This is a genomic window from uncultured Methanobrevibacter sp., from assembly GCF_902771435.1.
GTDB lineage: Archaea > Methanobacteriota > Methanobacteria > Methanobacteriales > Methanobacteriaceae > Methanocatella.
Window position 1 is genome coordinate 1 of sequence record NZ_CACXXB010000037.1, and the last position, 11,811, is coordinate 11,811.

Consider the following 11,811-nt stretch of genomic DNA (forward strand, 5'->3'; position numbering starts at 1 on the left):
TCGAATTAGGAGAAATCTCCAAACTTTTAGGAGCTACCTTTTAGATAAATGGATGTGTGATTATGGTTAAAGTTATTCATACAAGTGGAAAACGTAAAACAGCTATCGCAAGAGGTACTGTTCAAGAAGGAACCGGAAAAGTTAGAATTAACAGAGTTCCTTTAGAACTTTATTCCCCTGAGCTTGCTAACTTAAAATTACAAGAACCATTAACTTTAGCTGGTGACTTAGCTAATCAAGTGGATATTAACATTCGCGTTGTTGGTGGCGGAGTAATGGGTCAAGCCGAAGCTGCACGTATGGTAATTGCAAAAGGACTCGTACAATGGTCTCAAGATATGGATTTAAAAGAAAGATTCATCCAATATGACAGAACCATGTTAGTAGGGGACCCAAGACGTTCCGAACCTAAAAAATACGGTGGTCCTGGAGCAAGAGCACGTAAACAAAAAAGTTACAGATAATTACTCTGTACTTTTATATTTTATTAAAAATTAAAAGATGATAAAAATGATTCCTATTAGATGCTTAAGTTGTGGAAAACCAGTTTCAGCCTACTTTGATGAATACAATAAAAGGGTGGCTGCTGGAGAAAAGTCAAAAGATGTCTTAGATGACTTAGGTTTAACTAGATACTGTTGTAGAAGAATGTTGATTTCTCATGTTGAAACATGGGAATAGATTTTACAATCATAGGGATATTTTATTGTAAAATATAATCTTGGTAAAATATGTGCCTAAAATGGAAGTAATATTCATGAATGTTGAAAAAAAATTAACAAGGTTTGAAAGAGCTAGACTCCTTGGTGCTAGAGCAATTCAAATATCTATGGGTGCAAAACCTTTAGTTGATATTAAAGACTCTCTCGATCCAATCGACATAGCTTATGAGGAGTTAAAAGCTGGAGTTTTACCATTAGATGTTACTAGAGATGAATAAATAGTTAATCTATTTATTCTTAAAATTTATTTAAAAAAAATAAAAAATACCAACATAACTCTATAAAGAAACTTACTGATTTTTTAAAGAGTATAGATTATATGGTAATAAATTAAATGACACTGAGGTGTTTTTTTTGGATAGTATAATAGAAGATGTCCAAGTTCGTAAGATTTTGGATAGCAGAGGAAACCCAACTATTGAAGTAGATGTAGTTACTTGGAATGGTTTTGGTAGAGCTGCTGCCCCAAGTGGAGCCAGTACAGGTTCTAGGGAAGTTGTATCTTTTCCAGAAGGCGGAGTCGATTTAGTCGTCCGTGAAATGGAAGATTTCATAGCTTCAGAACTTATCGGTATGGATGCTGAAGATATCACTACCATTGATGAGGTATTGCGCGAAATCGATGGTACTGAGAATTTAGCCGCTATCGGTGGTAATACTACTGTAGCAATCTCCATGGCTGTAGCTAAAGCTGCTGCGGAATCTTATAACATGCCACTATACAGATACTTAGGTGGAAATTTAGTCAATGAATTGCCATTTCCTTTAGGTAATATGATGAACGGCGGAGCACATGCAGGCGTTAATGCACCGGATATTCAGGAATTCTTGGTTGTTCCAACCGGAGCCACAAGTGTTGTTGAAGCCATCTTTGCAAATGCAAGCGTTCATAAAAGACTTAAAGAATTAATTCAAACTAAAGACTCCAATTTTACCGGTGGCAAAGGTGACGAAGGAGGATGGGTGCCTAACATAACTAATGATGCCGCTTTGGAAATTCAGGCCAAAGCCTGCGAAGAAGTCGGTGACGAGTTGGGTATTGAAATCAGGCCTTCTTTGGATATGGCAGCTTCTGAATTATGGAATTCTAATGAACAAAAATACATTTATGATCAGGATGGTGTTAAAAGAGACACCGGAGATCAAATCGATTTTGTAAAAGATATCATTGATACTTACAAAATGTTTTATGTAGAAGACCCATTTGACGAATCTGATTTTGTCGGATTTTCTGAGTTAACTTCAAAAGTGGGGGATAAATGTTTAATTTGTGGTGATGACCTGTTCGTAACCAATAAAGAATTGTTGGCTAAAGGAATAGAGACAAAAGCCGCAAACGCTATTATCATAAAACCTAACCAAATCGGTTCTTTATCCGAAACTTATGCTACTGTAAAGCTGGCAAAGGAAAACGGTATTGTGCCGGTAGTATCACATAGGTCCGGTGAAACCACCGATGAGACAATTGCACATCTGGCTGTTGGTTTCTCATCCCCTCTCATAAAGACCGGAGCTATTGGTGGTGAAAGAATAGCAAAATTGAATGAACTTATTCGTATTGAAGAGGAACTTTTAAATCCAGTTATGGGTAAATTCTAAAAATTATTATTGGAGATGAATAATATGGCTAAAGTAACTATTGACTATGATAAATGTGATGGCGCTGACTGTGCTGAATGTTCAGATGTTTGCCCAATGGAAGTTTTAGTTCTCGAAGGAGACAAAATCACAATCAACAATCCTGAAGATTGTAGTTATTGTGAAGTATGTATGGATGTATGTCCTAACGAATGTGTAAAAATTGAAGATGAAGATTAAATATAATAAAAAAAGGTGATTATTAATGACTAACGAACTTTTAATTGATTTAGATAACTATTTAGCAGCAGGTTTACATATCGGAACCCAACAAAAAACCAGCGATATGGAAAAATATATATTCAGAGTAAGATCTGACGGTTTATACGTATTAGACATTCAAAAAACTGATGAAAGAATCAGACAAATTGCAAAACTTTTAGCAAAATACGACCCAGAAGATATTTTAGTAGTAGCTACCAGACAATACGGTCAAGCTCCTGTTAAAAAATTCGGTGAAATCACAGGTGCAAAAACCATTCCTGGCAGATTCATCCCTGGTACTTTAACAAACCCAAATTATGCTAAATTCATTGAACCAAAAATTATTGTTGTAACCGACCCAAGGTCAGACGCTCAAGCAATATTGGAATCCAAACAAAACGGTATTCCTGTCATTGCATTATGTGATACTGAAAACTTACTCAGTTTTGTTGATATTGCTGTACCTGTAAACAACAAAGGTAGAAAAGCTATCGCTTTAATTTACTGGTTACTTGCAAGACAAATCTTAAGAGAAAGAGGCGACATTCCTGAAGATGGTGACTTAGATATTGAACCAACTGACTTTGAACTTAAATTCTAAATGAGTTAAATGTTAAGACAACCTGCTGTTGCTGGAGCATTTTATCCAGATAATCCCGAAATCCTTAAAAAAACTATTGAAAATTGTTTTTTAGATGATTTTGGCGTTGGTGAAATACCGCCAATCGGTGAATTTGAGGGTGCAGATTACCCTCTCAATATTATGGTTCCGCATGCAGGTTATCAATATTCTGGTGCAATAGCTAGTCATGGCTATTGCAAATTAGTTCAAAATGGTTTTCCTGAAGTTTTTATTATATTAAGTCCTAATCACACGGGATATGGTAGGGAGATTTCTGTTTTCAATGAGGGGGAATGGACCACTCCTTTGGGAAGTGTTCCAATCGATGACGGATTTGCAGACGCAATAATTTCCCATTCGGATATTGCAAGTGCAGATTTCACAGCCCACAGATATGAACACAGTATTGAAGTTCAGCTACCCTTCCTGCAATATTTTTCACAAGATTTCAAAATTGTCCCGATTACGATGGGATCACAATCATTTACAGCTACAAATGACCTTGCAAAAGCTATTTTTGAAGCTGCAAATGATTTGAATAAATCCTATTGTGTTATTGCCAGCACTGATTTGTCTCATTTTAACAATCAGGAAAAGGCAAATACTGTTGATGGTTTTGTTTTGGAAGATATTGAAGAAATGAATGAATTCAAGCTTTTTGAAGAAGTCATTCAATACAATATTACCATGTGTGGTTATGGTCCGGTAATGACTACAATAGCGCTTTCAAAGATGTCCAATAAAAGCAACTGTGAAATATTGGCATATAAGACAAGCGGCGATGTCACCGGTGATCTTTCTTCAGTAGTAGGTTATGCTTCAGGTATTTTTAAATAAGGTGTGTTTATGATAGCTAAGGCTTCTGCTCCAGCAAAGGCAATTTTATTTGGTGAACATTCAGTAGTTTACGGTGAACCTGCCATAGCTGGTGCTGTAAACAAGAGAGCTTACATTACAGTCAAAGAGTCTGAATGTGAAAAATCTATTTTTAGAGCTCCGAATATAAATTTTGAAGCAGAATTACTTACCCGTGAAAAGAAATATATTTTAAGAAAAGGAAAGCCAGGTATCATTCGATATATTTTAGAATCCGTTTATAGAGCTCACGACCATACTCCAATAGACATTACATTAACATCAAATGTTCCTATTGGTTCTGGACTTGGTTCATCTGCAGCGGTTACTGTAGCAACTCTTGCTGCATTATACAGATATCATAATATTCGTTTTAACAAGCAATCTTTAGCCCATGATGCCCATATGGTGGAACAGGCTGTTCAGGGGGTAGCAAGTCCTCTTGATACTTTGGTTTCCACTTATGGTGGTCTTGTTTATTTATCAAGAAATAAAAAGGTTGAACGTTTCAATGTCAATTTCAACGTTCCGTTTGTTGTGGGATACACTACAAAACATGGAAACACCGGTAAAATGGTTAAGGATGTAAAGAACTTGAAAGATAGAAATCCAAAGATTATCAATCCTGTCATAACTGCAATGGGTAATTTGACCAATTATGCAAAGCAGGCTATTTTAAAAAGAGATTTTAATAAAGTAGGCGAATTGATGAATATCAATCATGGATTTTTAGACGTTATTGGTGTAAACACTTTGGAATTATCCAGAATGGTGTATAATGCAAGGGAAGCTGGTGCTATCGGTTCCAAAACTACTGGTGCGGGTGGTGGCGGTAGTATTATTGCGCTTTGTCCTGGAAAAGTTGATGAAGTTGCGAAAGCTATTGCACGTGATGATAATATTTTGAAAATCCATTTCACAAGAAAAGGAGTTTCTTCAAGGGTTTATCAGTGATTTTATGATTATTTTAAAAATTGGAGGAAGTATCCTTACCAATAAAGATTCAACCGAAAGTGAAATAGATGCAGTGTCATTGAAAAGAATTGCATCTGAAATTAAGGCTTCACTTGACATGTCAGATAAGGAATTGATAATCGTTCATGGAGCGGGATCTTTTGGACATCCTCCGGCAAAGGAATATAAAATCGGCGAAGTATTTGAGAAAAGCGAGTATCCGCAAAAAAGAATAGGATTCTGCAAAACTCAAAACGCTGTTAAGAAGTTAAATATGCTTATTTGCGAAGCTTTTATTGAAGAAGGCCTACCTGTTGTTGCCATTCCTGCTTCTAGTTTTATGAGTGCAACCAATAAAAGAATCACACAGGGTAATCTAGATTATTTTAAAAGATATTTGGAAAAAGGATTCATTCCCGTCATATATGGGGATGTTGTTTTGGATGAGCAGTTAGAGATTTGCGTAATTTCCGGAGACCAGTTAATCCAATACCTTGCCATGAATTTGAATCCTGATTTGGTTGTTTTAGGGACTGATGTGGATGGCGTTTACAATAAAAATCCCAAAACTCATGAAGATGCGATATTTTTCGATAAATTCTCATCACTTGAGGATTTGGACACTCTGGAAGGAACTACAAATGTGGATGTTACAGGTGGAATGGTTGGAAAGATTAAGGAACTTTTATATTTAGCAGATTTAGGAATTGAATCTAAAATAATAAATGCTGAAGTTAAAGATAATATTTTCAATGTATTGGAAAACAAAGATGTCAAGGGAACAGTAATTTCAAGGGGAAATTAAGAATATGATTTCAGATAGAAAATTAGAGCATTTATTAATTTGTGAAAATTATGATGTTGAGTTTAAAAACAAAACAACAGGATTTGAAGATGTAGAGCTTATCCATAATGTTTTGCCGGAAATAGATAAGAATGAAATTGATTTGTCAACATCTGTTTTTGGAAAGAAATTAGACTCACCTTTATTTATTACAGCTATTACCGGAGGCCATCCGGCAGCAAAATCAATCAATAAACAGTTAGCGATAGCTGCTGAGAATAATAATATTGCTTTGGGAGTAGGATCTCAAAGGGCAGCTTGTGAACATCCGGAACTTGCTGACACTTATACTGTTGTAAGGGAAAATGCTCCAAATTGTTTACTTGTAGGAAATATCGGTGCGCCTCAACTGAATTTGGCGGAAAAGGCTGTTGAAATTTTAGATGCAGATATTTTGGCAATTCATTTAAATCCACTTCAGGAATCAATTCAGCCTGAAGGTGATTTGGATGCAAGAGGATATATTGATTTAATCGCTCAGATAACAGAAACTGTTGATATTCCGGTTCTTGCAAAGGAAACCGGTTGCGGAATATCAGGTGAATCCGCAAAAACACTGGTAGAAGCAGGCATAAATTATATTGATATTGAAGGTGCAGGAGGAACCAGCTGGGCTGCTGTTGAAACATACAGGGCTGAAGACAGGTATTTAGGTGAACTGTTTTGGGATTGGGGAATTCCAACTGCCATCAGTACTGTTGAAGTAACTAATGCAGTTGATGTTCCGGTCATCTCATCAGGAGGAATCAGAAGCGGTCTTGAAGCGGCTAAAGCTATTGCTCTTGGAGCTGATGCCGTAGGTATGGCATTGCCATTTTTGAAAAATTCTGCATCTCAGGAAGATTTAAACAAATTTATCAGCAGATTCAATGATTCACTTAGAATTGCCATGTTTTTGGTTGGAGCTAATAATATTGAAGAGTTAAAACAATCCAAACTTGTTATACGTGGAAAAACAAGGGAGTGGCTCAATGAACGAGGAATTAACACTATGAATTATTCAAGGAGATAAAACATGAACGTTGAAGTTATAGCTATTGGCGGATATCAAGAAGTCGGGAAAAACATGACTGCTGTCAGGATCGGCGAAGATGTTATCATCTTTGATATGGGTATCCATCTTGATAGGATTAGTATGCACGAAGATACTGATATTGATAGGATGCATAGCTTAGATTTAATAGAAAGAGGAGTTATTCCGGACGATACATTAATGAAGGATGTGGACGGTAAAGTAAAAGGAATAGTATTCTCTCACGGTCACTTAGATCACATTGGTGCAGTAGCTAAATTAGCACACAGATATGATGCACCATTAATCGGAACACCATATACTGCCGCTTTAATAGAAAAACAGATTAAAGGGGAACGCAAATTCAAGGTAACAAATGCAATCAAACCATTAAATCCTGGAAATAAGATGAAATTATCAAAGGACATTACTTTGGAATTTGTTCAATCAACACACAGTATCCCACAGGCGGTATTTCCAGTATTGCATACTCCAGAAGGAATTATTGTGTATGCATTAGATTTTAAATTTGATAATCATCAAAAAGTATCTCCTCCACCGGATTACAAAAGACTTAAGGAAATCGGTAGGAAAGGAGTGCTTGCATTAATTGTAGAAACAACAAATGCCAAAAATTACAATGAAGTAAAAACCCATTCCGAAAGAATTGCAAAAAATATTTTAGAGGATGTAATGAAAGGACCTCTTCAAGAAAAGACAGGAATGATAGTTACAACATTTTCATCTCACATTGAACGGGTACAGGCAATTGCGGACATTGCCAAAAAAAGCCACAGGGAAATATTTTTCCTTGGAAGATCAATGGAAAGATTCTGTGGGATTGCACAAAAATTGGGAATTTTAAAATTGCCGAAAAATGCAAGTATTTATGGTTCTCCAAAAGCGGTCAACAAAGCTTTGATGAGAGCCGATGAAGACAGGGCAAATTATTTGCTTGTTACAACAGGTCACCAAGGTGAACCTGACGCATTGCTTCCGAGAATAGCTAATGGAAGAACTCCTTTCAATATCAAAAAAGGAGACAATGTAATTATTTCAGCACCGATTATTCCTAACCCTACAAATGCTGCAAACAGGCATATCATGGAAAGGAGATTGAAATTAAAAGGTGCAAGAATTTATCCAAATGCTCACGTTTCCGGGCACGCTGGTAGAGAAGACCACAGGGAATTCTTACGTATGGTAAAACCACAGCATATCATACCTGCGCACGGAGATTTATCAATGCTTGCAGCTTATGCAGAACTCGCTGAAGAAGAAGGATACAGAATCGGTTATGATATCCATATCCTAAGAAATGCTCAAGCACAAGTTTTTAAAAGTTAAAAGAGGGATATAATGAGTGATGTAAAAGAGGTACTTGGAAGTTATTCAACTGACATTACAAAGACAATTGAGGAAGAATTAGCTACAATTACTCCAGATAATCTTGCAGAAGCATCAGTTTATCTTACAAGAGCTGGAGGAAAAATGCTTAGGCCAGCTTTAACATTAATCACTGCTGAAGCTGTTGGAGGAGACCGTGAATCTGCATTAAAATCTGCTGCAGCTATTGAATTGATTCATACATTTTCACTTATCCATGACGATATCATGGATCAGGATGATATGAGAAGGGGAATGCCTTCAGTTCATAAAGTTTGGGGTGATGATGTGGCTATTCTTGCAGGAGATACATTATTTTCAAAAGCATTTGAAATTATCGTTGGAACTGAAGGAACCAGTTCAGACCAGAACAACAAGGCTTTAGCTACCGTTGCCGATGCATGTGTTAAAATCTGCGAAGGTCAGGCATCTGACATGAGCTTTGAAGAGAGATTTGATGTCAGTGAAGATGAATACATGGAAATGATTTTCAAAAAAACAGGTGCATTGATTGCAGCCGCTACAAAAGCTGGAGCTATTATGGGCGGAGCATCTGATGAAGTCATTGATGCAATGTATGAATACGGCAGATTAATAGGCCTTGCTTTCCAAATTCAGGATGATTATTTGGACATTGCTGCTGATGAGGAAACATTGGGTAAACCTATAGGTTCCGACATAGGCAAGGGAAAAATGACCATTATTGCAATCAAGGGTTTGGCCGGTGATGATTCAGGCAGACTTCTCGAAATCCTGAAAGATGAAAATAATTCTCAAGAAGATATAGATGAGGCAGTTGAAATTTTAACAAATTGTGGTGCTATTGAATATGCTCGCAATTTGGCTCAAGAATCTGTCACACAAGCTAAGGAAGTACTTGAAATATTGGATGATTCTCAATCTAAACAGGTACTTGCCGACATTGCAGATTTTGTACTTGAGAGAAGTGCATAATTTCTCTCATTTTTAAACTTTTTTTTTGAATATTTTATATATGTTTTTGATATTGTTTCATTACAGGTTTTCACCTTTTTTTACACTTTTATGAAGTATTAATTTATTCTTTTAAAATCATATTTGTAATTATTAATCATGATTATTAAATTTTTCTTTTTTTTGATTAAATCACTTATTTTCTTTATTTTTAATATAAATTATTTTAATTTTCTATTTAATAAATTAATAATTTATTTTTAATTATTTAATATTTTTAGAAATTGTTATTTCCATTTTAAACTGTTTATAAGCCTCAGATATAATCAAAATATTTATATGTAATAATAATATATTTATAATTAGATTATTCAATAAATTCGTATTTAGTTGAGTAATTTGCATTGTTGTACTATAAAATGGTTAGGGGAGTATAGAATAATTCGTATATGCTTGAACAAAATTCACTTGATATTTTGTCGGTAAAAATTTCTAATACTTTTTAAAACTAATTTTGGTGATATGTTATGTTGGAGATTAAGCATACATTGTGCCCATCCTGCAGTGTAGGTTGCGGTATTAATGTTGTTTTAAATGACGGAGAAATTGTGGGAACTTTTCCTTATAAAAGACATCCTGTAAATGCAGGTAAGAATTGTTTGAACGGAAGAAATTCTATTGATTGTTATAAAAACAGATTTGAAGACGTTGATGCGGAAGGTTTAATTGGTGATGTTTCAAAAGCATTGAACTCTGCTTCTGATGTCACTGTAATTTGTTCAGGTAACAATACAATTGAAGAAATTGAAGCAATAAAAGAGTTTGCAGAATCCAAAGGATACAAAATTGGATTTTATGCAGACAATTTAAAAAATTATGATGAAGTTGCTTCTTACGAAGATATTGAAAATGCCGAAAAGGTTTTTGTAATCGGTGATTTGTTATATGAAAATCCATTAATAGGAAGAAGAATTGTCCATGCAAAACAAAATGGCGCTAAAATTTTTGCATTTGTAAATTCTGAAGCTTCAGTAACATTTAACATTGCCGATGAATGTTTCAATGATTCAGTTGGCGAATTTTTAGATGCTGTTGGAGATAATATTGATGAATCTTCTGTATTGGTTTTCAATCAAATTGATGCTGCTGAAGATTTGGACAAGATCGATGCACTTAACTGTAAAGTGTTGCCGGTATTCAGCAAATCCAACTCTAAAGGTGCTTTGGGCATTTTAGAACCTAAATCAAAAGAAGAAATGTTTGAATTGTTGGACAATACTGATGTTCTTTTAGTGTTTAATGATGACATTGCTGATGAATTAGAATTCGACTTTTCAAAAGTGTCAAAAATAATTAGTTTTGCCCCATGTGCAGACAAAACCACTGAAATTTCAGAGATTGTTGTTCCAATTAAAACATGGCTTGAAAAAGACGGATCATTTGTAAATGCAATGGGTGAAACCCAAAATTTCAATGCTGCAATTGAATCAGATGCTTTAAGTGTAATTGAGGTAATTGAAAAATTAAACTGATAAACAGGTGATTATATGAGTTATGTTTTAGCAAAATCTCAAAATGATGATATACATAAAGCAGGAGAATGCGGAGGAGCTGTAACCAGTATTCTCAAATATTTGCTTGATGAAGGAATTGTTGATGGAGTTTTGGCAATCAGTCCATGCGATGATGTCTATGATGGGGTACCAACCTTTGTAACTAATTCAGAAGACTTAATGAAAACTGCAGGTTCCTATCACTGTGCCCCTACAATGATTGGTGATCTTGTACAAAAATACTTATTCGACAAAAAAGTAGCAGTTACAGCAAAGCCTTGTGACATGAGAGCTATTGAAGAACTTATAATTAGACACAAAATCAATAAGGACAACATTTATGTTATCGGTTTGAACTGCGGTGGAACTGTTCCTCCAGTCGCAGGTAGAAAAATGATTGACTTGTTCTATGAAGCAGACCCTGATGATGTTGTAAGCGAAGAAATCGACAAAGGACAATTCATCATCGAACTTGCAGACGGTTCAGAAGAGGCAGTCAAAATCCACGACCTTGAACAAGAAGGATACGGACGCCGTACCAACTGTCAAAGATGTGATGTTAAAATCCCAAGAAAAGCAAACATCGCATGCGGAAACTGGGGAGCAGAAGACGGATGGACATTCATAGAAATCAACGATCAGCTATTGAAGGAAGGAAAAAGGTTGAAGGCATCATGATTAAGATGGCTAAAAAAATCCAGGATAAAATGTATCCTACAGTTAATGAAATTGATGACTGGAACCGTTGCATTAGCTGTTATGCATGCCGTGACGTTTGTCCTATCTGCTGGTGTTATGAAAACTGTGAGCTAAACAAGTCATTCTTTAAAGACGAACAAAATATCCCTCCAAGCCCTATTGCATTCCAGGGCGTAAGATTATCCCACATGAGTTTCAGTTGTGTAGACTGCGGTCAATGTGACGATGTATGTCCGATGGATATTCCTGTATCTTTAATATTTGACAAATTGCAGAAAAAATACTTTAATAGAACTGGTTATGTAGCTGGAGTTTCAGATGGTGTTAAACCTCCATTATACAGTCCAGAAAAAACTGAATTATGAGGTGATTTTGATGTCTGATGATTT

The 11,811-nt window shown here is 35.5% G+C and carries 13 protein-coding genes and 1 pseudogene; all 14 read left to right on the forward strand.

Features of this window, described 5'->3' with window-relative positions; all coding sequences use genetic code 11:
* Positions 1-62 precede the first annotated feature (62 nt).
* The 14 genes and pseudogenes from QZU83_RS08805 (at position 63) to QZU83_RS08870 (ending at position 11,787) form a co-directional block, all read left to right on the forward strand.
* Positions 63-464 (forward strand): 30S ribosomal protein S9, encoded by a 402-nt coding sequence (locus tag QZU83_RS08805; RefSeq protein WP_295611491.1) that lies wholly within the window; start codon positions 63-65, stop codon positions 462-464.
* A 46-nt stretch (positions 465-510) separates the two neighbouring features.
* Positions 511-681 carry a DNA-directed RNA polymerase subunit N gene (locus tag QZU83_RS08810; RefSeq protein ID WP_042694539.1) on the forward strand — a complete coding sequence of 57 codons (171 nt, stop codon included), beginning with the start codon at positions 511-513 and terminating at the stop codon, positions 679-681.
* Between the two features lie 61 nt (positions 682-742).
* The gene (locus tag QZU83_RS08815) at positions 743-940 is read left to right on the forward strand and encodes a DNA-directed RNA polymerase subunit K (protein WP_295611494.1); all 198 of its coding nucleotides are present in this window, start codon (positions 743-745) and stop codon (positions 938-940) included.
* A 136-nt stretch (positions 941-1,076) separates the two neighbouring features.
* The gene (gene eno / locus QZU83_RS08820) at positions 1,077-2,321 is read left to right on the forward strand and encodes a phosphopyruvate hydratase (protein WP_295611497.1); all 1,245 of its coding nucleotides are present in this window, start codon (positions 1,077-1,079) and stop codon (positions 2,319-2,321) included.
* Between the two features lie 24 nt (positions 2,322-2,345).
* Positions 2,346-2,540 (forward strand): 4Fe-4S dicluster domain-containing protein, encoded by a 195-nt coding sequence (locus QZU83_RS08825; protein WP_292740276.1) that lies wholly within the window; start codon positions 2,346-2,348, stop codon positions 2,538-2,540.
* A 25-nt stretch (positions 2,541-2,565) separates the two neighbouring features.
* A complete protein-coding gene (rpsB, locus tag QZU83_RS08830; protein ID WP_295611499.1) occupies positions 2,566-3,165 on the forward strand; it encodes a 30S ribosomal protein S2 in 600 nt (199 codons plus the stop codon).
* Between the two features lie 9 nt (positions 3,166-3,174).
* Positions 3,175-4,023, forward strand: coding sequence for an AmmeMemoRadiSam system protein B (gene amrB / locus QZU83_RS08835; protein ID WP_295611502.1), 849 nt, complete (start codon positions 3,175-3,177; stop codon positions 4,021-4,023).
* Positions 4,024-4,032: 9 nt separating this feature from the next.
* Positions 4,033-4,995 (forward strand): mevalonate kinase, encoded by a 963-nt coding sequence (gene mvk / locus QZU83_RS08840; RefSeq protein WP_295611504.1) that lies wholly within the window; start codon positions 4,033-4,035, stop codon positions 4,993-4,995.
* A gap of 4 nt (positions 4,996-4,999) precedes the next feature.
* Complete coding sequence (locus QZU83_RS08845; RefSeq protein WP_295611507.1) at positions 5,000-5,800, forward strand: isopentenyl phosphate kinase; 801 nt, start codon at positions 5,000-5,002, stop codon at positions 5,798-5,800.
* 4 nt (positions 5,801-5,804) lie between these two features.
* Positions 5,805-6,851, forward strand: a complete 1,047-nt coding sequence (gene fni, locus QZU83_RS08850) for a type 2 isopentenyl-diphosphate Delta-isomerase (RefSeq protein WP_295611509.1) — start codon at positions 5,805-5,807, stop codon at positions 6,849-6,851.
* A gap of 3 nt (positions 6,852-6,854) precedes the next feature.
* Positions 6,855-8,198, forward strand: a complete 1,344-nt coding sequence (locus QZU83_RS08855) for an RNase J family beta-CASP ribonuclease (protein ID WP_295611511.1) — start codon at positions 6,855-6,857, stop codon at positions 8,196-8,198.
* A gap of 12 nt (positions 8,199-8,210) precedes the next feature.
* Positions 8,211-9,191 (forward strand): short chain isoprenyl diphosphate synthase IdsA, encoded by a 981-nt coding sequence (gene idsA, locus QZU83_RS08860; protein ID WP_295611515.1) that lies wholly within the window; start codon positions 8,211-8,213, stop codon positions 9,189-9,191.
* 506 nt (positions 9,192-9,697) lie between these two features.
* Entirely contained in the window at positions 9,698-10,702 is a 1,005-nt protein-coding gene (locus tag QZU83_RS08865; RefSeq protein ID WP_295611517.1) for a molybdopterin-dependent oxidoreductase, read from the forward strand.
* Between the two features lie 15 nt (positions 10,703-10,717).
* A pseudogene (locus QZU83_RS08870) lies at positions 10,718-11,787 on the forward strand (Coenzyme F420 hydrogenase/dehydrogenase, beta subunit C-terminal domain).
* Positions 11,788-11,811 lie beyond the last annotated feature (24 nt).

Coding starts and splice junctions, on each gene's coding strand:
- QZU83_RS08855 (WP_295611511.1), top strand. CDS start 6,855: ATGAACGTTGAAGTTATAGCTATTGGCGGATATCAAGAAGTCGGGAAA.
- rpsB (WP_295611499.1), top strand. CDS start 2,566: ATGACTAACGAACTTTTAATTGATTTAGATAACTATTTAGCAGCAGGT.
- QZU83_RS08825 (WP_292740276.1), top strand. CDS start 2,346: ATGGCTAAAGTAACTATTGACTATGATAAATGTGATGGCGCTGACTGT.
- QZU83_RS08815 (WP_295611494.1), top strand. CDS start 743: ATGGAAGTAATATTCATGAATGTTGAAAAAAAATTAACAAGGTTTGAA.
- QZU83_RS08805 (WP_295611491.1), top strand. CDS start 63: ATGGTTAAAGTTATTCATACAAGTGGAAAACGTAAAACAGCTATCGCA.
- idsA (WP_295611515.1), top strand. CDS start 8,211: ATGAGTGATGTAAAAGAGGTACTTGGAAGTTATTCAACTGACATTACA.
- amrB (WP_295611502.1), top strand. CDS start 3,175: ATGTTAAGACAACCTGCTGTTGCTGGAGCATTTTATCCAGATAATCCC.
- QZU83_RS08810 (WP_042694539.1), top strand. CDS start 511: ATGATTCCTATTAGATGCTTAAGTTGTGGAAAACCAGTTTCAGCCTAC.
- QZU83_RS08845 (WP_295611507.1), top strand. CDS start 5,000: ATGATTATTTTAAAAATTGGAGGAAGTATCCTTACCAATAAAGATTCA.
- QZU83_RS08865 (WP_295611517.1), top strand. CDS start 9,698: ATGTTGGAGATTAAGCATACATTGTGCCCATCCTGCAGTGTAGGTTGC.
- fni (WP_295611509.1), top strand. CDS start 5,805: ATGATTTCAGATAGAAAATTAGAGCATTTATTAATTTGTGAAAATTAT.
- mvk (WP_295611504.1), top strand. CDS start 4,033: ATGATAGCTAAGGCTTCTGCTCCAGCAAAGGCAATTTTATTTGGTGAA.